Below are 21727 nucleotides of genomic sequence, written 5' to 3' on the forward strand. Positions count from 1 at the left end.
AACGTACGACAAACCCGGCCCCCTGGCTTCGGCGACCTTGCCATTAGGCTGGGCCCGTGAAGGTCCTCGTCATCGGAACCGGCGCCCGCGAACACGCCCTGTGCCACTCCCTGTCCCTCGATCCCGACGTCACCGCGCTGCACTGCGCCCCCGGCAACGCCGGCATCGCCGAGGTCGCCGAGCTGCACCGGGTCGACGCGCTCGACGGTGCCGCGGTGGCCGGACTGGCCACCCGTCTCGGTGCCGACCTGGTCGTCGTCGGCCCGGAGGCCCCACTGGTCGCCGGGGTGGCCGACGCCGTCCGCGCGGCGGGCGTGCCCGTGTTCGGCCCCTCCGGGGAGGCCGCGCGGCTCGAGGGCTCCAAGGCCTTCGCCAAGGACGTGATGGCGGCGGCCGGCGTGCCGACCGCCCGCTCCTACGTCTGCACCACCGCCGAGGAGGTCGCCGAGGCGCTCGACGCGTTCGGCGCGCCCTACGTGGTCAAGGACGACGGCCTCGCCGCCGGCAAGGGTGTCGTCGTCACCCCCGACCCGGACGTCGCCCGGGCGCACGCCGCCGCGTGCCTGGGGGCGCCTCCGGCCAAGCGGGGCAGCGTGGTGATCGAGGAGTTCCTCGACGGCCCCGAGGTCTCCCTGTTCGCCGTCACCGACGGGCGGACGGTCGTACCGCTCCAGCCCGCCCAGGACTTCAAGCGCGCCCTGGACGGCGACGAGGGTCCGAACACCGGCGGTATGGGCGCGTACTCCCCGCTGCCGTGGGCCGACCCGAAGCTGGTCGACGAGGTGCTGGAGACGGTGCTCCAGCCGACGGTGGACGAGATGCGCCGCCGGGGCACCCCCTTCTCGGGGCTGCTCTACGCCGGTCTCGCGATCACCTCGCGCGGAGTCCGGGTCATCGAGTTCAACGCCCGCTTCGGCGACCCCGAGACGCAGGTCGTGCTGGCCCGGCTGAAGACGCCGCTGGCCGGTGTCCTGCTGGCCGCCGCCACCGGCACCCTCGCCGACCTGCCGCCGCTGCGCTGGAGCGAGGAGGCGGCCGTCACCGTCGTCGTCGCCTCGCACAACTACCCCGGCACCCCGCGCACCGGTGACCCGATCACCGGGCTCGACGAGGTGGCCGCCGAGGACGGCCCGCGGGCGTACGTGCTGCACGCGGGGACGCGGCGGGACGGCGACGAGGTCGTCAGCGCGGGCGGCCGGGTGCTGTCCGTGACGGCCACCGGCACCGACCTGGCCGAGGCGCGCGAGCGGGCGTACCGGGCGGTGGGCCGGATCCGCCTCGACGGCTCGCAGCACCGCACGGACATCGCGGCGAAGGTGGCGCGGCCGGCGGACTGACCCGGGGTCGCCGGCCCCCTACCGCCCTGGCACACCCGTCTGACCTGCTCGTTCCTCCTCAGGCCTCGGATCGCGATCCGGGGCCTGATCTTTGCTGTCTGTCACCCAGCTCTGACCAAAGCCATTCCATCGAGTGAGCGATCCCCCATACGGCTGACTGCGGCGCGGGCCCCAACTAGGGTGCCGCGCAAGCGTTCCGGCACTTGGCCCCACCGGCATTGCGATGTCCGTGGCGGGTGCCACAGTGGGGGAGTGAGCAAGACCAGAACGGCACACGTCGGACAGCGAGGGGGCGAGGTCGGCACGTGACCGGAATCGGTGTGGAGGCGGGCGCGCAGGCCGCGCGGTCCCGGGCGCTCGCGGTGCTGCGGGTGCGGGGCCGGGCGCTGGCCGTGGCCCTGCTGCCCGCGGCCGCCGCGGTGATCCTGCTGACCGGCGCCTCCACCGGCCGTCTCGTCGGCCCGGCCTGGGACGCCGCCCGCTGGACGGTGGGTGTGCTCGCCGTGCTGGTGCTGCTGGCCGCCGCCGGCGTCGGCCTGGTCGTCGCCCGGGCCCGCCCCGCCGTCAGTCCCACGGTGCCGATAGCGGAGCGGACCGCCCCGGACCTGTACCGGATGGTGCGCGACCTCGCCGACCGCCTGGACGTGCCGGTCCCCTCCGCCATAGCGCTCACGCCGGACTGCGACAGCTGGCTGGAGGACCGCACCCGCACGGCTCCCGCCCCGCCCACGCACGCGGTGCCCGGTGGCCCGGTGGGCCCGGGCCGCCGCCGCGCGCCGGTCGCGCCGGTCCTCGTCATCGGCTCCCCGTTCCTGTGGTGGATGCGCGTCGGCGAGCTGCGCGCGGTCCTCGCCCCGGTCATCGCCGGCACGGGGCCCTCGGCGCACCCGGACATAGCCGCCGCCCGCCGCTTCGTGCGCGGACTGGACGCGGCCGTGGCCGTCGCCTCGACACCGGGGCGCTGTCCGCCGCTGCGCGGGCTCTGCGCGGTCCTCGGCTGGGTGGCCCGGCTGCTGCTGCGCGGCTGCCGGGACCACGCCACGCTGATGGAGCGCGGGGTCGCGGCGGCGGCGGCCGAGCGCGCCCAGACGGTCGACTACGGCCTGCGGATCGTCGCCCAGGAGCAGGTGGGACTCGCCTACGCGGGCTGGGACCGGCTGCTGACCCGAGTGGCGCTGCCCGCGTGGCGCATGGGCCGCTGGCCCGCCCGGTTGGACGCGGGCGTGGTGGCGGCGCTCACCGAACTGTCCCGGCGCGACCGGCTGGCCGAGGGCTTCGCCTCCCGGCTCGGCGAGCGTCCCGCCTGTGACCTGCTGGAGGAGCCCGGCGTGGTGGACGAGGCCGCCTCGCTGCTCGCCGCCCGCCTGTTCCACGGCGGTCCCGCCGAGACCGGTCCGGACTGGGCGCCGGTGGACTGGCAGGCCTACCCGGAGGAGGTCGTGGACCGGGCCTGGCGGGCCCACGCGGCCCGCCTCCACCGCGTCCTGGACTCCCTCGGCGTCCGCCCCGCCCCGGATCCGGCGGCCCCCGTTCCCGGCGGCGCCACGCTGGCCCGCGTCCTGGAGCACCTCACGGAACCGGCCGTCCGGGCCACCGCCGCCACCTCCGGCCGTCCCGCGGGCACCGGCGTCCCCGTCGGCGACGACGAGGACCTCGACCCCACCACCGAGCGCAGCGCGGTGCTCGCCGCCGGGCTGAGCGCCGAGGTGGCCCGGGAGGAGGGCGCCGTGGCGGGCGGCGCCGGCACCGCCCGGCGCGGCGAGAGCGACCTGTGGGACGACGGTGGTCTGCCGCTCTTCCCGCTCCAGCCGCCGCGCACCGCCCGTGAGCTGCTCACCGACCACGTCACGGCGATGGTGTGCTGCGCGGCCGTCGACACCGCCGGCGCGGCCCCCGCCCTGGACTGGCTGGACGGGCCCTCCCTGCTGCTGGGCGGTGAGCGGGCCGCCGACCTGACGCCCCGGGTGCTCAGCCTGATCGAGGAAGGGGATCCGGGCCCGCTGCGCGACTGGCTGGCCGCCTCCGGGATACGCCCGGAGAAGCCCGTACGGCTCGTCTGACCCCGCCGCACCGCCCGCCCCGGCCGCCGTAGTGGAGAGGTGACTTCCACTTCAGGTCAATTCGCGACGAGCAGTGACCGGACCCGTGCGTCATGTGATGTGCTGGGACCGACCACGCCGTTGGCAAGGGCTCGCGACATACGACACGGCGGACGCACGACACCGCATCGGGCAGCACGGCCGGGGCAGTCCCGGCGTGCACGACAGGGACACGGGGGCACCAGGGAGGGGAGCGACCATGGCCTCGGACCACATTCGCCGCTGGGAGTCCGGAGCACTCGCGCACGCCGTCACGGACCCCTTCGGGCAGGGCCCGGTGCCCTGGCTGCGCGGCAGCGAGACGTACTTCGACGACACCGGTCACGTCGTCCCCTGGTACGTCGACCCCGCTCCGCAGCCGCACCCCGGCAGGTCCGGGACGCGTGTTCCCGCGCCGCGGTCCGCCGGGTCCGGGCCCCGCTCGGCCGACGACGTGCACCGCCAGATCAAGGGCTTCACCGCCACCGGCGCGGTGGCGCCCGGCGAGGCGATCGACTTCCACGTCACGGTCGACCCGCCGCAGGAGTTCAGCGTCGACATCTACCGCATCGGCCACTACGGCGGTGACGGCGCGTCCAAGATCACCACGAGCCCCCGGCTCTCCGGCATCGTCCAGCCCCCGCCGCTCACCGCCGACCGCACGGTCTCCTGCCACCACTGGTGGCTGTCCTGGCGCCTCCAGGTCCCCTCGTACTGGACCATCGGCGCCTACGTGGCCGTCCTCACCACCGCCGACGGCTACCGCTCCCACGTGCCGTTCACGGTCCGCGACGACCACCCCGCCGACCTGCTCCTGCTGCTGCCGGACATCACCTGGCAGGCGTACAACCTCTACCCGGAGGACGGCCACACCGGCGCCAGCCTGTACCACGCCTGGGACGAGCACGGCCGTCTCCTCGGCGAGGCAGACGCGGCGACCACCGTCTCCTTCGACCGGCCGTACGCGGGCGCGGGCCTGCCCCTGCACGTCGGCCACGCCTACGACTTCATCCGCTGGGCCGAGCGCTACGGCTACGACCTCGCCTACGCCGACGCCCGCGACCTGCACGCCGGCCGGGTCGACCCGACCCGCTACCGGGGCCTGGTCTTCCCCGGCCACGACGAGTACTGGTCGGTGCCGATGCGCCGCGCCGCCGAGGACGCCCGCGACCGCGGCACCTCCCTGGTGTTCCTCTCCGCCAACACCATGTACTGGCAGGTGGAGCTGGGACCGTCGCCGTCCGGCGTCCCGGACCGGCTCCTGACCTGCCGCAAACGCAAGGGTCCCGGGCGGCCGGTGCTGTGGCGGGAGGTTGACCGGCCCGAGCAGCAGCTCGTCGGCATCCAGTACGCGGGCCGCGTCCCCGAACCGCACCCGCTGATCGTCCGCAACGCCGGCCACTGGCTGTGGGAGGCGACCGGCGCCCACGAGGGCGACCCGATCGAGGGCCTGGTCGCGGGTGAGGCGGACCGTTACTTCCCGCGCACCGCGTTGCCGGAGCACGACGAGCGGATCCTGCTCGCGCACTCCCCCTACACCGACGGCGACGACGTCCTGCGCCACCAGGAGACGTCCCTGTACCGCGCCCCCTCCGGCGCCTGGGTCTTCGCCTCCGGCACCTTCGCCTGGTCCCCCGCCCTGGACCGCCCCGGCCACCTTGACCCCCGTGTGCAGCGCGCCACGGCGAACCTGCTGGACCGTATCTGCAAGCGCGACTGACCCCCGGGCGCGCCCGATCGTCCCCGTACGGGAGAATCGAGGCACTTGGTCAGACCCACGGGGAGGAACCGTGTCCGGATTCGTAGAAAAGCCCGAGCCGATCGAGGTTCCGGGCCTGGTGCACCTGCACACCGGGAAGGTGCGCGAGCTGTACCGCGACGAGGCGGGCGACCTCGTGATGGTCGCCAGTGACCGCATCTCCGCCTTCGACTGGGTGCTGCCCACCCAGATCCCCGACAAGGGCCGCGTCCTCACCCGGCTCTCCCTGTGGTGGTTCGACCAGCTGCGCGACCTGGCCGACCACCACGTCATCAGCACCGACGTCCCCGAGGGCGCCCCCGCCGACTGGGAGGGCCGCACCCTGGTGTGCAGGTCGCTGCGGATGCTTCCGGTGGAGTGCGTGGCCCGCGGCTACCTCACCGGCTCGGGCCTGAAGGAGTACCAGGAGTCCCGTACGGTCTGCGGGCTCGCCCTGCCGGAGGGGCTGGTCGACGGCTCCGAGCTGCCCGCCGCGATCTTCACCCCGGCGGCCAAGGCCGAGGTCGGCGAGCACGACGAGAACGTCTCCTACGAGGAGGTGGCCCGCCAGGTCGGCGCGGACACCGCCGCCCGGCTGCGCCAGGCCACCCTCGCCGTGTACGCGCGCGCCCGGGACATCGCCCGGGACCGGGGCATCATCCTGGCGGACACCAAGTTCGAGTTCGGCTTCGACGGCGACTCGCTGGTCCTCGCCGACGAGATCCTCACCCCGGACTCCTCCCGCTTCTGGCCGGCCGACCGGTGGCAGCCGGGCCGGGCGCAGCCCTCGTACGACAAGCAGTTCGTGCGCGACTGGCTGACCTCGCCGGAGTCCGGCTGGGACCGCGGGAGCGAGCAGCCCCCGCCGCCGCTGCCGGAGGAGGTCGTGGCGGCGACCCGGCAGAAGTACATCGAGGCGTACGAGCGGCTGACGGGCACCAGCTGGTAGCAGGCCGTGCAGTCGGGCTCCCGCCCCGGGCGGCGGGGGTCCGGCGACAGGTCCCGGGCGCACGAAGAAGCCCCCCGGTGGGAACCGGGGGGCTCATCCCGAGCGGACGACGAGGCTCGAACTCGCGACCTCAACCTTGGCAAGGTTGCGCTCTACCAACTGAGCTACGTCCGCGTGGCGCCGTGGCGCGAGAGCAACTATACCCAACCGCGCAGGCGGGCGAGACGCACCGCGGTGTGCCGGTTCTCGGCGCCGAGCTTGGTGACGGCCGAGGAGAGGTAGTTGCGCACGGTCCCCGGTGACAGTGCCGCCCGCTCGGCGATCTCCGCGACGGGGGCGCCGTCGGCGGCCAGTTCCAGCACCTCGGCCTCCCGCGCGGTCAGCGGCGAGTCGCCGGCGCTGATCGCGTCGGCGGCCAACTCCGGATCGACGTAGCGGTTTCCCGCGTGCACGGTCCGGATGATCTCGGCGAGGCGTCCGGCGCTGACGGTCTTCGGCACGAACCCGCGCACCCCGGCCGCGAGCGCCCGTTTCAGATGCCCGGGCCGCCCGTGCCCGGTGACGATCAGCACCCGGCAGCCGGGCAGTTCCGTGCGCAGGGATGTGGCGACCTTCACACCGTCGGCGCCCGGCATCTGGAGGTCGAGGACGGCGACGTCGGGGTGGTGGGCCCGGGCCATGGCCAGCGCCTCGGGTCCGGTCGCCGCCTCGGTGACGACCCGCAGGTCGTCCTCCAGGGAGAGCAGCGCGGCCAGCGCCCCCCGGATCAGGTGCTCGTCGTCGGCGAGCAGCAGCCGTATCGGCGCGGTCACGGGGCGACTCCTTCCACCCGGGCCAGGGGCACGCGCGCCACCAGCCGGAACCGGTCCCGTGCCGTCCCGACCACGCCCGCCTCCAGGGTCCCCTCGACGGCGGCCAGCCGCTCCCGCAGCCCGGCGAGCCCCGTGCCGCCGCCACCGCCGTCGTGCGGTCCGTCCGGCACCCCGTCGTTCTCCACCGTCAGCACCACGCGCCCCTCCCGGACGGACAGTCCCACGTCGCACCGGCCCGCGTCCCCGTGCCGGAGCACGTTGGTGGTCGCCTCGCGCACCACCCAGCCGAGCGCCGACTGCACCTCGGCGGGCAGTCCGGGAGCCTCCGCGCGGACCGCGCAGTCGATCCCGGCCGCCGCCAGCACCCCTTGCGCACCGGCGAGTTCGGTACCGAGGTCGGCCGCGCGGTAGCCGCGCACGACGGCCCGCACCTCCCGCTGGGACTCCTGCGCGACGCGCTGCACCTCGATCATCTGTTCCACGGCCTCCGGCCTTCCCCGGCGGGCCAGTTGGACGGCCAGCTCGCTCTTGAGGGAGATGACGGACAGGTTCCGGCCCAGTACGTCGTGCAGGTCCCGTCCGAACCGCAGCCGTTCCTCGGCGACCGCGAGCCGGGCCTCGGCCTCCCGGGCCCGTTCCGCCTCCCAGAGCACGGACAGCGTCCAGGCGCCGGTGCGGCAGGCGAACAGCGCGAACACCGCCTGGAAGAGGGCCATCACACCGGTCGCGAGGAGCCCGGCGCCGTCGCGGTCGGTGAGCCAGACGGCGCCGGTGACCAGGGCCGCGAGCAGCGCCGACCGGCGCAGGAACACCGTTACGGGGACGGTGAGTCCGTAGAGCAGGCCGAACGGCAGCAGGCCGGCGGAGACCGCCCAGCGGACGGTCATCGCGTCGGCCGCGTGCAGCGCGGACAGGGCCAGGTCCAGCGCCAGCGCCAGCGCGAGCAGGACGGCCGGGAGGCGGTGCGCCCCGGCCGGCAGCCGGGCCCGCCCCAGGTAGTGGTCGAGGGCGGGCCGGGTGAGCCGGGTGGAGGCCGCGCACTGGAGGGCCGACACCCCGACCAGCAGGGCGCCGAGGACGACCGCGACGGGCCGGTGGCCGAGCCCGGTGCCCAGGGGGAGCAGCAGCCAGCCGAGGGAGAAGATCCAGACCGACACGTACCAGGAGACGACCGTGTACAGCTCGACGCGTTCGGCCTTGCCGCGCTCCCGCCAGTGCCGCCGCTGCCAGTTCCGTATCCGCCCGGTCATGCGCGCCCCCCGGTCCTCAGCGCCGCGGTTCCCAGCGGAACCACCGCCGTACAGCAAACACCGCCACGGCCGTCCAGGCCAGCGTGGCCGCGAGGGCGCCCAGGACCTCGTACGCGTCCCACCGCCCGGTCCAGCCCGCCCGGACCAGCCCGATCGCGGGGGAGAGCGGGAGCAGTCCGCCGACGGAGGCGAGCCGGTCCGGCATGATCTCGGTGGGGAACATGACCCCCGAGCCGATCATCGTGACGAACACCAGGGGCAGCGAGGTGACCTGGGCGCTCTCCACGGACCGGGTGACGGAGGCGGTCAGCGCGGCGAGCGCGGCGGACAGCACCAGCCCGGCCGCGAGCCCCAGCGGGATCAGGTACGGCGCCCTGGGGGTCCCGGCGTGCAGCAGCACCGCGGCCCCGGCGCACAGCAGCAGCGCCTGCGTGAGGCCCACGGCCATGGCGGGCAGGGCGGTGCCGGTGAGGATCTCGGCGTCGGTCGGTTCGCCGGTGCGCAGCCGCTTGAGGACGAGTTCCTCGCGGCGGGCGACGTAGACGTTGACCAGCGCGGTGTAGACGGTGAAGAGCAGGGAGAAACCGACGGCGGCCGTGAGCATCGCCGTGCCGGCGTTCAGACCGTGTTTCTGCACGTCGAGCTGGTCCAGGGCCGGCCGCACGCTGAACGGCAGCGAGAGCGGCACGACGAGCGCGGTGAACAGCACACCGCGGTTGCGGCCGAGCAGGGTCAGCTCGGCCCGGGCCAGCGCGCGCAGCCGCCGGGACGCGGGCGCTGGGGCGACGGGGTACGGGGCGCGCGCGGGGGCGGCTCCGGTGCCGGGGGACACGCCGTTCACGCCGCCACCCCCGGGTCCCGCGCGATCTGGAGGAACGCCTCCTCCAGGGAGGCCGAGCGCACCTCCAGGCCGCGCAGTTCGACGCCGGTCCGCTCGGCCCAGGTGAGGACGGCGGTGGCGGTCCGCTGGACCTCGCGGGTGCTCAGCCGCACGACCCGGCCGTCGCTCTCGTGTCCGCAGACGCCGATACCGGGCAGGGGCGGCAGGTCGCCGGGGAAGTGGCCGGCGGGCAGTTCGAAGGAGATCCGGGACGGCCGGCCGGCGCTGACCTCGGCCGGGGTGCCGGAGGCGGCGACCCGCCCCGCGTGCAGGATGGCGAGCCGGTCGGCGAGGTCCTCGGCCTCCTCCAGGTAGTGCGTGGTGAGCAGCACCGTGGTGCCGGCGTCCCGCAGCTCCCGCACCAGCGTCCAGGTGTCCCGGCGGCCCTCCGCGTCGAGGCCGGTCGTCGGCTCGTCGAGGAACAGCACCTCGGGGTCGCCGAGCAGGCAGAGTGCCAGGTCCAGGCGCCGGCGCTCCCCGCCCGACAGCTGCTTGACCCGCACCCCCCGCTTGCCCGCGAGCCCGGCCCGGGCCAGGACGTCGTGCCCGGGCCGGGCCCCGCTGGTGCATCCCGCCCACATCCGGGTGGTCTCGGCGACGGTCAGCTCGGCGGGGAAGCCGCCCTCCTGGAGCATGACGCCGGTGCGGGGCCGTACGGCGGCCCGTTCGCGGTACGGGTCGTGGCCGAGCACCCGGACCCGGCCGGCGGCGGGCGGTGCGAGCCCTTCCAGCAGTTCGACCGTGGAGGTCTTCCCGGCACCGTTGGTGCCCAGCAGGGCGAAGATCTCCCCGCGCCGCACGGAGAGGGTGACGCCGCGTACGGCCTCGAACCCGTCCCCGTAGACACGCCTGAGGCCGGTGGCCTCGATCACGTGCTCGTGTCCGTCGATGTCCATGGAGCCAGCGTCCCGGCGGTCCGGCCCGGCGGGCAGTGCGCGGTGTCATCACTCGGCATGACACATGTCAGATGGCCGGACGCCGGACGCCGGGAGGGGACCGGACAACGAGAAGGCCCCGGTCCACTGGACCGGGGCCTTCTCACCGAGCGGACGACGAGGCTCGAACTCGCGACCTCAACCTTGGCAAGGTTGCGCTCTACCAACTGAGCTACGTCCGCACTGCCCCCGACCGGCTCCCACCGATCGGTGCGGCACCAGCCTACCCGATCCACCATGGTGGTCGTGTCGGCGGTGCAGAGCGGGTGACAGGAATTGCACACTGCGCCTTCCCCCTGGAAGGGGGATGTTCTACTACTGAACTACACCCGCGTGTCCTCGGGATCCGGCCTTTCGGCCTCGCCCCTCGGCGTGTCCCAGACATTAGCCGATCGGCGGGGGGGTAGCGCAAGTCGGCTCCCCTCGTGACCCGGTTCGCCCCAAGTGCCCGTTCCTCAGGACCCGCTGACGGACCCCGAGGACGCACCCCCCGCACGGGCTCACTGCGCGGCGCTGAACGCCTCGTAGACCTTCTTCGGGATGCGCCCGCGTGCGGGGACGTCCATCTTGTTGGCCTGGGCCCAGGCGCGGACGGCCGCCGGATCGGGGGCGACCTCCGTCTGCTTGTACGCCTTGCCGGACCGCGACCGCTTGCGGCCGGCCTCCACGTAGGGCGCGAGCGCCTTGCGCAGTTTCCTGGCGTTGGATTCGTTCAGGTCGATCTCGTACGACCGGCCGTCGAGTCCGAAGGCGATCGTCTCCGCCGCTTCCGAGCCGTCGATGTCGTCGAAGAGAGTGACCACGACCTTTTGCGCCACGAATATCGGTCCCTTCGTGCGGCACGTCGATACAGCTCATCGCCGACGACGTGCCGGGTATCGGCTATTGCCAATTCATTTGTATGGTGCCCGGCAATGCAAATGTACCGCGCCCGGCAATGCAAAGTGAAGCCCGACTAAATCCGCCCGCGTGTCCGAGCGCAATAGACGGATCGCGGGGATGGTCGAACTTTCCCAGAACTTTTCGCGGGCGGGTGGCTTCGACACCCGATCGTGATGCGCCTCACGTAGTTTCCTCCAACTCTACTCGCGTAGAAATTTTGTGCGGGTAGTCTGAAGGGACCTGCTCAGCACCACACACCGGGAGTGCCAGTGGCACGCGTCGTAGTCGACGTCATGCTCAAGCCGGAGATCCTCGACCCCCAGGGCCAGGCGGTCCAGCGTGCGCTGCCGCGCCTGGGTTTCGAGGGGATCTCGGACGTACGTCAGGGAAAGCGTTTCGAACTGGAAGTTGACGGGCCGGTCGACGAGGCCGCGCTCGCCCGCATCCGCGATCTTGCGGAATCCTTCCTCGCCAACACCGTGATCGAGGACTTCACCGTCCGGGTGGACGAAGTCGCGGAGGCGGCCAAGTGACCGCTCGTATTGGCGTCGTCACTTTCCCGGGCAGCCTGGACGACCAGGACACCCGGCGCGCGGTCCGTCTGGCGGGCGCCGAACCGGTCGCCCTGTGGCACAAGGACAAGGACCTCAAACAGGTCGACGCGGTCGTCCTGTGCGGCGGTTTCTCCTACGGCGACTATCTGCGGGCCGGCGCCATCGCCCGCTTCTCGCCGGTCATGGAGTCCGTGATCGAACAGGCCAGGGCCGGGCTGCCGGTGCTCGGCATCTGCAACGGCTTCCAGATCCTCACCGAGGCCCACCTCCTCCCGGGCGCCATGCTCGGCAACGACCACCTCCACTTCATCTGCCGCGACCAGAAGCTGCGGGTGGAGAACGCGGAGACGGCCTGGACCGGCGACTACCGCGCCGGCCAGGAGATCCACATCCCGCTGAAGAACATGGACGGCCGGTACGTCGCCGACACGTACACGCTGGACAAGCTGGAGGCGGAGGGCCGGGTCGCCTTCCGCTACCTGGACTTCAACCCGAACGGCTCGCTCCGCGACATCGCCGGCATCACCAACGAGGCCGGGAACGTCGTGGGGCTCATGCCGCACCCGGAGCACGCCGTGGAGCCGCTGGTCGGCACCGGCCGCACCGACGGCCTCCCCTTCTTCACCTCGATCCTCAAGAAGCTGGTCAACGCATGAGCCGGACGCCTCTGGACACGGTCGAGCACGCGGCCGAGACCCCCGACGTCGAGCTGCCCTGGGCCGAGCTGGGCCTGAAGAAGGACGAGTACGAGCGGGTGGTGGAGATCCTCGGCCGCCGCCCCACCGGCGCCGAACTCGCCATGTACTCGGTGATGTGGTCCGAGCACTGCTCGTACAAGTCCTCCAAGGTTCACCTGCGCCAGTTCGGCGAGAAGGCGCCCGAGTCGGACGCCATGCTCGTCGGCATCGGCGAGAACGCCGGTGTCGTGGACGTCGGCCAGGGCTACGCGGTCACCTTCAAGGTCGAGTCGCACAACCACCCGTCCTACGTCGAGCCCTACCAGGGCGCGGCCACGGGCGTCGGCGGCATCGTCCGCGACATCATCGCGATGGGCGCCCGCCCGGTCGCGGTCGTGGACCCGCTGCGCTTCGGCGCCGCCGACCACCCCGACACCAAGCGCGTCCTGCCGGGCGTGGTCGCGGGCATCGGCGGCTACGGCAACTGCCTGGGCCTGCCCAACATCGGTGGCGAGGTCGTCTTCGACGCCTGCTACCAGGGCAACCCGCTGGTCAACGCCGGTGCCATCGGAGTGATGCGGCACGAGGACATCCACCTCGCCAAGGCCTCCGGCACGGGCAACAAGGTCATCCTGTACGGCGCCCGGACCGGCGGCGACGGCATCGGCGGCGCCTCGATCCTGGCCTCCGAGACCTTCGACGACGCCAAGCCGTCCAAGCGGCCCGCGGTGCAGGTCGGCGACCCCTTCCAGGAGAAGCTGCTCATCGAGTGCACCCTGGAGGCGTTCAGCGAGAAGCTGGTCGTCGGCATCCAGGACCTGGGCGCGGCCGGCCTGTCCTGCGCCACCTCCGAGCTGGCCTCCAACGGCTCCGGCGGCATGCGCGTGACGCTGGACGACGTCCCGCTGCGCGACTCCACGCTCTCGCCCGAGGAGATCCTCATGAGCGAGTCGCAGGAGCGCATGTGCGCGGTCGTGGAGCCGGAGAAGGTCGGCCGGTTCCTGGAGATCTGCGAGAAGTGGGACGTCATCGCCACCGTCATCGGTGAGGTGACCGACGGCGACCGGCTGGAGATCTTCTGGCACGGTGAGAAGATCGTCGACGTCGACCCGCGCACGGTCGCGCACGAGGGCCCGGTCTACGAGCGCCCCTACGCGCGCCCCGACTGGCAGGACGCGCTCCAGGCGGACGACGCCAACAAGCTGCCCCGCCCGGAGACCGCCGAGGAGCTCAAGGACCAGGTCCTGCGGCTGGTCGGCTCCCCCAACCAGGCCTCCAAGAAGTGGATCACGTCCCAGTACGACCACTTCGTGCAGGGCAACACCGTCCTCGCCCAGCCGGAGGACTCCGGCATGATCCGCGTGGACGAGGAGACCGGGCTCGGCGTCGCGATCGCGACCGACGGCAACGGCCGCTACGCCAAGCTGGACCCGTACACCGGCGCCCAGCTGGCCCTGGCCGAGGCCTACCGGAACGTGGCGACCACCGGCGCCAAGCCGCTGGCCGTCTCCGACTGCCTGAACTTCGGCTCGCCGGAGGACCCGGCGGTCATGTGGCAGTTCGCGGAGGCCGTGCGCGGGCTCGCCGACGGCTGCCGTCAGCTCGGCACGCCCGTGACCGGCGGCAACGTCTCGCTGTACAACCAGACCGGTGAGGCCGCGATCCACCCGACCCCGGTCGTGGCCGTCCTCGGCGTGATCGACGACGTCGCCCGCCGCACCCCGGTCGCCTTCCAGGAGGAGGGCCAGCTGCTCTACCTCCTCGGCGACACCCGTGAGGAGTTCGGCGGCTCGGCCTGGTCCCAGGTGGTCCACGACCACCTGGGCGGCCTGCCGCCCAAGGTCGACCTGGAGCGGGAGCGGCTGCTGGCGGAGATCCTGATCTCCGCCTCCCGCGACGGCATGATCGACTCCGCGCACGACCTGTCCGACGGCGGCCTGGTCCAGGCCGTGGTCGAGTCGGCGCTGCTCGGCGGCAAGGGCGCCCGCCTGGTCGTCCCCGACGGCCTGGACGCCTTCACCTTCCTGCTGTCGGAGTCGGCCGGCCGCGCGGTCGTCGCCGTGCCGCGCTCGGAGGAGGTCCGCTTCAACGACATGTGCGGTGCGCGTGGCCTGCCGGTCACCCGGATCGGTGTCGTGGACGGGGACACCGTCGAGGTGCAGGGCGAGTTCACCCTCACCCTCGACGAACTCCGCGAGGCCCACGAGAACACCATCCCGGCGCTGCTGGCGTAGTACGGCCCCGGCGGACGCCCTGCCCGGCCCGGGCCGGGCGTCCGCACGCACTCCTGGGACGGCGGCCGCGGGAAACCCGCTGAAGTCCCGGTGCCGGCGGGTTTAGGGTCGCTCCCATGCCACCGGCCAGGAAGCGTGCCCGCAGTTACGACCCCGCCAGGACCCGCGCCGCGGTCCTCGCCCAGTTCGACGCCGTACGGGAGGCCGTGCGCGGTCTGGAGCCCGGGCGGCTCGCCCTGCCCACCCGGCTCGGCGACTGGACCGTACGGGACCTGATCGCGCACATCGGCATGGCCGTCACGGCCGTCCACCGCGCCCTGGACCGGCCCGCCCCGCCCCGGCAGGACGTCCAGGTGGTCCAGTGGCCCTTCGCCACCGCCGCGAACTCCGCGGCCATCGCCGACTTCACCCGGAACGTCGCCGCGGACCACCCCGACCTCGACGTCTACCTCGCCGACGTCGGGGACACCCTGCGCGCCCTGCTCGCCGCGCACCCCGGCGGCCGGCTCCTGGAGACCAACGCGGGCGCCCTGCCGCTGGACGACTACCTCGTCACCCGCGCCGTCGAGCTCGTCGTCCACACCGACGACCTCAACGCCGCCGTCCCGGGCCTGGAGGTGCCCCACGACCGGCAGGCCCTGGCCGCCGCCACCCGGCTGCTGGCCGACGCCCTCGCCGTGAAGGCGCCCGGCGGCTCCACCGAGGTGCGGGTGCCGCCGTTCGCCGTGGTGCAGTGCGTCGAGGGCCCCCGGCACACCCGCGGCACGCCGCCGAACGTCGTGGAGACCGATCCGCTGACCTGGATCAGGCTGGCCACCGGGCGGCTGTCCTGGGCCGACGCGCTGGCCGGGGCGAAGGTCGCCGCGAGCGGGGAGCGGGCGGACCTCGCGGGGCTCCTGCCGCTCATGTCGTAGCCCGGGCGTCCCCGGTCCACCGGAACGGGCGTCTGCCCGTCCACCGGCGCGAGCGTCCCCCGGTCCACCGGAGCGGGCCGAGCGGGGAACCGTCCGTGCCGTCCGGCCGTCGAAACGGTATGAACCGGTACAAGCGATACGCGTCCTCGATGGCGGTCGCCGTCCTGCTCCCGCTCACGGTGGCCTGTGGCGGCGCGGCGGGGGACAGTGGAGCGGTGAGCGCCCAGCAGCCGGTGACCGGGATCGACTGGCGGGTCGACGGCATCACCGTCGGCGGCACGACCCGGCACGCGCCCGCCACCGCCCGCCTCCGCGTCGACGAGGACGGCAGGGCGGCCGGCAACCTCGGCTGCAACCGTTTCAGCGCCCGCGCCACCGTGCACGGCGACCGGATCACCATCGGCGACCTGCGCACGACCCGGATGGCCTGCGCCCCGACCCGGATGGAGTTCGAGCGCGCCCTCGCGCGCGCCCTGACCACCGGCACGCTCGTCGCCCGGACCGACGGGGCGAAAGCCACGCTCACCGGCGGCGACGGCGACCGGGTCCACCTCAGCCGACACGCGCCGACCTGATGTGCGTCACCTCACTCGCGCACGGGGCGAAAAGCCGTCCGACGGCCCCCCGCGACCCGGCCCGCCCGGCCGGGCGCTGCTAGCCCACCGCTGTGACCTGGGGAAACGCGGAAACACCCAAAGTGATCGCATCCGCGTTCTCGGCAACCGACACGATCCCCAATTCGGACCAGTGGTCGATCTCGCCTACACTCGGTGGCGTGCCACGTGGTGACGGTCGACTCAATCACGATCTGCTTCCCGGCGAGAAGGGCCCCCAGGACGCTTGCGGCGTCTTCGGTGTCTGGGCGCCGGGTGAAGAGGTCGCAAAGCTCACGTACTTCGGGCTCTACGCCCTCCAGCACCGGGGTCAGGAATCCGCGGGTATCGCGGTCAGCAACGGCTCCCAGATCCTCGTCTTCAAGGACATGGGCCTGGTCTCCCAGGTCTTCGACGAGACCTCTCTCGGCTCCCTCCAGGGCCACATCGCGGTCGGACACGCCCGCTACTCGACCACCGGTGCCTCCGTGTGGGAGAACGCCCAGCCGACCTTCCGTGCCACCGCGCACGGTTCGATCGCGCTCGGGCACAACGGCAACCTGGTCAACACGGCGCAGCTCGCCGAGATGGTCGCCGCGCTGCCCAACGACAACAACAGCCGCTCCACCCGGGTCGCGGCCACCAACGACACCGACCTGCTGACGGCCCTGCTGGCCGCCCAGGTCGACGAGGACGGCAAGCCGCTGACCATCGAGGAGGCCGCCCACGCGGTCCTCCCGAAGGTCAAGGGCGCGTTCTCCCTCGTCTTCATGGACGAGCACACCCTCTACGCCGGCCGCGACCCGCAGGGCATCCGTCCGCTGGTCCTCGGCCGGCTGGAGCGCGGCTGGGTGGTCGCCTCGGAGTCCGCCGCCCTCGACATCTGCGGCGCCAGCTATGTGCGGGAGATCGAGCCGGGCGAGTTCGTCGCCATCGACGAGAACGGCCTGCGCAGCTCCCGGTTCGCCGAAGCGAAGCCCAAGGGCTGTGTCTTCGAGTACGTGTACCTGGCCCGTCCCGACACCGACATCGCCGGCCGGAACGTGTACCTCTCCCGGGTGGAGATGGGCCGCCGGCTGGCCAAGGAAGCGCCCGCCGAGGCCGATCTGGTCATAGCGACCCCGGAATCCGGGACTCCGGCCGCCATCGGCTACGCGGAGGCCTCCGGCATCCCCTTCGGCGCCGGTCTGGTGAAGAACGCCTATGTCGGCCGGACCTTCATCCAGCCCTCGCAGACCATCCGGCAGCTGGGCATCCGCCTGAAGCTGAACCCGCTGAAGGAAGTCATCAAGGGCAAGCGCCTGGTCGTCGTCGACGACTCGATCGTGCGCGGCAACACCCAGCGGGCCCTGGTCCGCATGCTCCGGGAGGCGGGCGCCGCCGAGGTCCACATCCGGATCTCCTCCCCGCCCGTGAAGTGGCCCTGCTTCTTCGGCATCGACTTCGCCACGCGCGCGGAGCTGATCGCCAACGGCATGACCATCGAGGAGATCGGCACCAGCCTGGGCGCCGACTCCCTGGCCTACATCTCCATCGACGGCATGATCGAGGCGACCACCATCGCCAAGCCGAACCTGTGCCGCGCCTGCTTCGACGGCGAGTACCCGATGGACCTGCCGGACCCGGAGCTGCTCGGCAAGCAGCTGCTGGAGACGGAGCTGGCCGCGGGCCCGGCCGCCACGGCCGCGACCGACGCGATCCGCCGCCCGTAATCCCCGCTGTTCCACGCGGTACGACACGAAAGTTCTCAAGGTCATGTCTTCTGGTGGTTTTCATCAGCGTGCCCCGCAGGCCGCCCCGTCCGCCGCGGACGGTGCCAGCTACGCGAGCGCCGGCGTCGACATCGAGGCGGGCGACCGCGCGGTGGAGCTGATGAAGGAGTGGGTGAAGAAGACCCGGCGCCCCGAGGTGCTGGGCGGCATCGGCGGCTTCGCCGGTCTCTTCGACGCCTCCGCCCTCAAGCGCTACGAGCGCCCGCTGCTGGCGTCCGCCACGGACGGCGTCGGCACCAAGGTCGACATCGCGCGCCGCCTGGGCGTCTACGACACCATCGGCCACGACCTGGTCGCCATGGTCATGGACGACATCGTGGTGTGCGGCGCCGAGCCGCTCTTCATGACCGACTACATCTGCGTCGGCAAGGTCCACCCCGAGCGGGTCGCCGCGATCGTCAAGGGCATCGCGGAGGGCTGTGTGCTGGCCGGCTGCGCCCTGGTGGGCGGCGAGACGGCCGAACACCCGGGTCTGCTGGGCGAGGACGACTTCGACGTCGCCGGCGCCGGTACGGGCGTCGTGGAGGCCGACCGGCTGCTCGGCGCGGACCGTATCCGCGACGGTGACGCCGTGATCGCCATCGCGTCCTCCGGACTTCACTCGAACGGGTACTCCCTGGTCCGGCACGTGCTGCTGGACCGCGCCGGGATGACCCTGGAGACCGAGGTCGCGGAGCTGGGCCGGAGCCTGGGCGAGGAGCTGCTGGAGCCCACGAAGATCTACTCGCTGGACTGCCTGGCGCTCACCCGCACCACCGATGTGCACGCCTTCAGCCACATCACCGGCGGCGGTCTGGCCGCCAACCTGGCCCGGGTGGTCCCGGACGGCCTGCACGCCGTGGTCGACCGCTCCACCTGGACCCCGGGCCCGGTCTTCTCTCTGGTCGGGGCGGCCGGCAACGTCGAGCGCCTGGAGCTGGAGAAGACCCTGAACATGGGCGTCGGCATGATGGCGATCGTCCCGCAGGACTCCGTGGACGTGGCGCTGGCGACCCTGGCCGACCGGGGCGTCGAGGCGTGGGTGGCCGGCGAGATCACCGGCCGCGACGGGCGGACGACCGGCGCGGAGCTGGTCGGGGACTACGCCGGCTGACCCCCGCGCGGACAGCACGAAATCCGGTCGGTGGCTGCGCCACCGACCGGACTGGTCCGTGCAAGGTCAAGCGCCGCGACGATGCTGGGAGGAGTCCTCGTCCTCTTCGTCGTCGTCGTCCTCATAGAGGTCGGCGTACCGTGCATACAGGTCGTCGTCGTGCTCATCGTCCGTGAAACGGTCGCCGTTCCGCGACTGGTTCGACGTCGATGCGCCCAGCTCCTCGGCCAGGCGTGAGAGGTCAGTCCCGCCGCTGTTGTACTTCAGCTGACGGGCAACCTTCGCCTGCTTGGCCTTGGCCCGGCCGCGCCCCATGGCTCGACCCCCTCAACGACGGGGCTCGACGGCCCCAGAGTCTGACACGCGTTCATGTTCCGGCACGGACTCTCCGCGGAGAACCCGGTCCGTAGGGCTTCCACGGTACCTGAGCCCGCGCCCATACGGTACGTCGCCCGCGGTACGCGTCGGTGCCCAGGACCGCCGAGGAGCCCTTTCCTCGCTGGTCAGTGACGATTTTAACCAGTTCTGAACGAACGACCCGCCGAGGGAAGTGACCGTTCTCTCCACGCCCCCACCGACGGGTACCGCTCATCCGTTCGATCGCCTCACTGTACGACGCCACCCGCGCGGGCCTCGGCCATGCGCTGCTCGGCGATCCGGTCGGCCGCGGCGGCCGGCGGGATGCCGTCCTCCTTCGCACGAGCGAATATGGCCAGCGTGGTGTCGAAGATCTTCGCCGCCTTCGCCCGGCACCGCTCGAAGTCGAACCCGTGCAGCTCGTCGGCGACCTGGATGACCCCGCCGGCGTTCACCACGTAGTCCGGCGCGTAGAGGATCCCGCGGTCGGCGAGGTCCTTCTCCACCCCGGGGTGGGCGAGCTGGTTGTTGGCGGCCCCGCAGACCACCCGGGCGGTGAGCACGCCCACGGAGTCGTCGTTCAGGGCCCCGCCGAGCGCGCAGGGGGCGTAGATGTCCAGGCCCTCGGTCCGGATCAGCGCCTCGGTGTCCCCGACGGCCGTCACGCCCTCGGGGTACTGGTCGAGGATCCGCCGGACGGCGTCCGCGCGCACGTCCGTGACCCAGACCTCGGCCCCCTCGTCACGCAGGTGCCGGACGAGGTGGTGACCGACCTTGCCGACCCCGGCGACGCCGACCCTGCGGCCCCGCAGCGACGGGTCGCCCCACAGGTGCTGGGCGGAGGCGCGCATGCCCTGGTAGACGCCGAAGGCGGTGAGCACGGAGGAGTCGCCGGCGCCGCCGTTCTCGGGGGAGCGGCCGGTGGTCCAGCGGCACTCGCGGGCCACCACGTCCATGTCGGCGACGTACGTGCCGACGTCGCACGCGGTGACGTAGCGCCCGCCGAGCGAGGCGACCATGCGGCCGTAGGCGAGGAGCAACGCCTCGCTCTTGTCGCGCTCGGGGTCACCGATGATCACGGCCTTGCCGCCGCCGTGGCCGAGACCGGCCATGGCGTTCTTGTACGACATGCCGCGGGCGAGGTTCAGGGCGTCGGCGACGGCCTCGGCCTCGCTGGCGTACGGGTAGAAGCGCGTGCCGCCGAGGGCGGGGCCCAGGGCGGTGTTGTGGATGGCGATCACGGCCTTGAGGCCGCTGGCGCGGTCCTGGCAGAGCACGACCTGCTCATGGCCGCCCTGGTCCGAGTGGAACAGGGTGTGCAGGACATCAGCAGACGCGCCGGTTACGTCGGTCACTGTGGTGACTCCTGTGAAAGAGCGGCGAGTGGGGTCGGACCCCGTACGGGTGGCGGGGTGCCGTGGCATGAGGGTAGAGCCTCCGCCCGAGCACCATCCGCGCAGTGTTCAGGATCACTCTGCCGGGTCCTCGGCGCACGCATCGGCGTGGCACGATGCGCAGTGGTTCCGAGCCGTACCCGCTGGGGAGGGAGCAGGCGTGGGCAAGGTGTACTCGGTGGACGTCCCCTACGCCACGTACCTGCGCGTGTACGAGCCGCTGGGCGCCTTCCCGGACGCGGAACGCGCCCACTGGGAGCGTTACGCCCGCCGCCCCGACCGCCCCTCCTACCAGGACGAGCTGCGCCGCTCCCTGGCCTCCCTGCTGCCCACCCCGCCGGTCGCGGTCCCGGTGCACGAGAGCGCCGACGCCTTCGTGCTGGAGGTGGACGGGGTGGTGTGCGTCTGCCCGTGGCGGACCCGGCTGCGCGGCTGGCAGGCCCTGGAGGAACTGCCCGGCGAGCTGCCGCCGACGGTGCTGGACGCCGTGCTGCCGCCCCTGGTGCGCCGCCAGGCCGCCCAGGACCACGAGCGCTGGCTCGCCCGCAACCCCGACGCCCGCCCGTGGATCCGGACGGCGACCTGGCAGGTGCCGCTGCACTGGTTCGTGCTGGTCTCCGACGCGGAGCGCCGGTACGACGAGGGGAGCGCCGAGGTGCCGCCGGTGCTGCGCTACCGCACGCCGATGGTGCAGGCCCGGCGCCGGGTGGCGCGGGCGCTGCGCACGCTGCGGGACACCGTCGAGGAGGGGCCGCTGATCGACGGCCTGCTGGACGTGGGCCGCTGGCTGGAGGAGTTCCACCCGCGCTCGCTGGTCGAGCTGGACTACGGCGGCCTGGTGCACGTGCTGCCCGCCGGCGAGCTGGAGTCCGACCGCTCGGCGGCGGACGTGGCCGCCGGGATCGAGGCGCTGCGCCGGGGCGACGGGGCGGCGGCCGGGGAGGCGTACGGGCGGCTGACGGAGCGGTGGCGGACGGTGCGGAGCCGGCGTTCCGCGAACTGAGCGTGGACCGAATTCGAACTGAGTGACGTAGGTCACGGCCCAAACCGCCGCGCACGACGTACGGTCTACGCACTTGGTCCATCTGACGGGACGTTGGTTCAGATCTGGACTTTCGTCCCAAGGGTGATGGACGGCACTTACCCGGCCCTTGCGCCTCTTGCCACTCCTCATGCCAAAATAGGACAAGGAGTCCGGGGAGGGCTCCTTCCGTCCAACTATGCTCGATCGTGGGCGGATTCTCCGCTTTGTAAGCTTTGGGGGGTCTGGTGACCTCT

The 21727-nt window shown here is 72.8% G+C and carries 19 protein-coding genes and 3 tRNA genes; 12 read left to right on the forward strand and 10 right to left on the reverse strand.

Annotation, left to right across the window (positions count from 1 at the left end):
- Positions 1-56 precede the first annotated feature (56 nt).
- The 4 genes from purD (at position 57) to ACIQVT_RS24190 (ending at position 6102) form a co-directional block, all read left to right on the forward strand.
- Entirely contained in the window at positions 57-1337 is a 1281-nt protein-coding gene (purD, locus tag ACIQVT_RS24175) for a phosphoribosylamine--glycine ligase (protein WP_403757574.1), read from the forward strand.
- A gap of 305 nt (positions 1338-1642) precedes the next feature.
- Positions 1643-3397, forward strand: coding sequence for a hypothetical protein (locus ACIQVT_RS24180; protein ID WP_403757577.1), 1755 nt, complete (start codon positions 1643-1645; stop codon positions 3395-3397).
- Between the two features lie 238 nt (positions 3398-3635).
- Positions 3636-5135 (forward strand): N,N-dimethylformamidase beta subunit family domain-containing protein, encoded by a 1500-nt coding sequence (locus ACIQVT_RS24185; RefSeq protein ID WP_403757582.1) that lies wholly within the window; start codon positions 3636-3638, stop codon positions 5133-5135.
- Positions 5136-5205: 70 nt separating this feature from the next.
- Positions 5206-6102, forward strand: a complete 897-nt coding sequence (locus tag ACIQVT_RS24190) for a phosphoribosylaminoimidazolesuccinocarboxamide synthase (protein ID WP_403757585.1) — start codon at positions 5206-5208, stop codon at positions 6100-6102.
- Between the two features lie 101 nt (positions 6103-6203).
- Here ACIQVT_RS24190 and ACIQVT_RS24195 read toward each other — a convergent pair.
- From ACIQVT_RS24195 to ACIQVT_RS24230, 8 genes are all read right to left on the reverse strand, one after another.
- Positions 6204-6276: transfer RNA gene (locus ACIQVT_RS24195), tRNA-Gly, on the reverse strand.
- A 23-nt stretch (positions 6277-6299) separates the two neighbouring features.
- Complete coding sequence (locus ACIQVT_RS24200; RefSeq protein WP_403757588.1) at positions 6300-6914, reverse strand: response regulator transcription factor; 615 nt, start codon at positions 6912-6914, stop codon at positions 6300-6302.
- Positions 6911-8164 carry a sensor histidine kinase gene (locus tag ACIQVT_RS24205; RefSeq protein ID WP_403757592.1) on the reverse strand — a complete coding sequence of 418 codons (1254 nt, stop codon included), beginning with the start codon at positions 8162-8164 and terminating at the stop codon, positions 6911-6913. The genes ACIQVT_RS24200 and ACIQVT_RS24205 overlap by 4 nt, the downstream gene beginning before the upstream one ends.
- A 16-nt stretch (positions 8165-8180) precedes the next feature.
- Complete coding sequence (locus tag ACIQVT_RS24210; protein WP_403757598.1) at positions 8181-9005, reverse strand: ABC transporter permease; 825 nt, start codon at positions 9003-9005, stop codon at positions 8181-8183.
- The gene (locus tag ACIQVT_RS24215) at positions 9002-9940 is read right to left on the reverse strand and encodes an ABC transporter ATP-binding protein (protein WP_403757601.1); all 939 of its coding nucleotides are present in this window, start codon (positions 9938-9940) and stop codon (positions 9002-9004) included. The genes ACIQVT_RS24210 and ACIQVT_RS24215 overlap by 4 nt, the downstream gene beginning before the upstream one ends.
- Positions 9941-10088: 148 nt before the next feature.
- A tRNA-Gly gene (locus ACIQVT_RS24220) sits at positions 10089-10161 on the reverse strand.
- Positions 10162-10240: 79 nt separating this feature from the next.
- Positions 10241-10312 (reverse strand) — tRNA-Gly (locus ACIQVT_RS24225).
- A 167-nt stretch (positions 10313-10479) separates the two neighbouring features.
- The gene (locus ACIQVT_RS24230) at positions 10480-10797 is read right to left on the reverse strand and encodes an Lsr2 family protein (protein WP_403757605.1); all 318 of its coding nucleotides are present in this window, start codon (positions 10795-10797) and stop codon (positions 10480-10482) included.
- A 333-nt stretch (positions 10798-11130) separates the two neighbouring features.
- Between ACIQVT_RS24230 and purS the strand changes: the two genes are divergently transcribed.
- The 7 genes from purS (at position 11131) to purM (ending at position 18698) form a co-directional block, all read left to right on the forward strand.
- Positions 11131-11394 (forward strand): phosphoribosylformylglycinamidine synthase subunit PurS, encoded by a 264-nt coding sequence (purS, locus tag ACIQVT_RS24235; protein WP_014673609.1) that lies wholly within the window; start codon positions 11131-11133, stop codon positions 11392-11394.
- Positions 11391-12071, forward strand: a complete 681-nt coding sequence (gene purQ / locus ACIQVT_RS24240; RefSeq protein WP_403757609.1) for a phosphoribosylformylglycinamidine synthase subunit PurQ — start codon at positions 11391-11393, stop codon at positions 12069-12071. The genes purS and purQ overlap by 4 nt, the downstream gene beginning before the upstream one ends.
- The gene (gene purL, locus ACIQVT_RS24245; RefSeq protein ID WP_403757612.1) at positions 12068-14326 is read left to right on the forward strand and encodes a phosphoribosylformylglycinamidine synthase subunit PurL; all 2259 of its coding nucleotides are present in this window, start codon (positions 12068-12070) and stop codon (positions 14324-14326) included. Before purQ ends, purL begins: the two co-directional genes overlap by 4 nt.
- A gap of 116 nt (positions 14327-14442) precedes the next feature.
- The gene (locus ACIQVT_RS24250) at positions 14443-15240 is read left to right on the forward strand and encodes a sterol carrier family protein (RefSeq protein WP_403757615.1); all 798 of its coding nucleotides are present in this window, start codon (positions 14443-14445) and stop codon (positions 15238-15240) included.
- Positions 15241-15359: 119 nt separating this feature from the next.
- Positions 15360-15815, forward strand: a complete 456-nt coding sequence (locus ACIQVT_RS24255; protein ID WP_403757619.1) for an META domain-containing protein — start codon at positions 15360-15362, stop codon at positions 15813-15815.
- Positions 15816-16015: 200 nt separating this feature from the next.
- A complete protein-coding gene (gene purF, locus ACIQVT_RS24260) occupies positions 16016-17545 on the forward strand; it encodes an amidophosphoribosyltransferase (RefSeq protein ID WP_403757622.1) in 1530 nt (509 codons plus the stop codon).
- Between the two features lie 43 nt (positions 17546-17588).
- Positions 17589-18698: a phosphoribosylformylglycinamidine cyclo-ligase gene (gene purM, locus ACIQVT_RS24265; RefSeq protein ID WP_403757625.1), complete on the forward strand. Its 1110-nt coding sequence runs from the start codon at positions 17589-17591 to the stop codon at positions 18696-18698.
- A gap of 66 nt (positions 18699-18764) precedes the next feature.
- On the opposite strand, the gene ACIQVT_RS24270 is transcribed toward purM, so the two are convergent.
- Positions 18765-19013 (reverse strand): DUF3073 domain-containing protein, encoded by a 249-nt coding sequence (locus tag ACIQVT_RS24270; protein ID WP_403757629.1) that lies wholly within the window; start codon positions 19011-19013, stop codon positions 18765-18767.
- A 290-nt stretch (positions 19014-19303) separates the two neighbouring features.
- Entirely contained in the window at positions 19304-20410 is a 1107-nt protein-coding gene (locus ACIQVT_RS24275; RefSeq protein ID WP_403757632.1) for a Leu/Phe/Val dehydrogenase, read from the reverse strand.
- Positions 20411-20609: 199 nt separating this feature from the next.
- On the opposite strand from ACIQVT_RS24275, the gene ACIQVT_RS24280 reads away from it, so the two are divergent.
- The gene (locus ACIQVT_RS24280) at positions 20610-21452 is read left to right on the forward strand and encodes a hypothetical protein (RefSeq protein WP_403757635.1); all 843 of its coding nucleotides are present in this window, start codon (positions 20610-20612) and stop codon (positions 21450-21452) included.
- Positions 21453-21727: the final 275 nt, after the last annotated feature.

This window comes from Streptomyces sp. NPDC100445 (assembly GCF_044759735.1).
Taxonomy (GTDB): Bacteria; Actinomycetota; Actinomycetes; order Streptomycetales; family Streptomycetaceae; genus Streptomyces.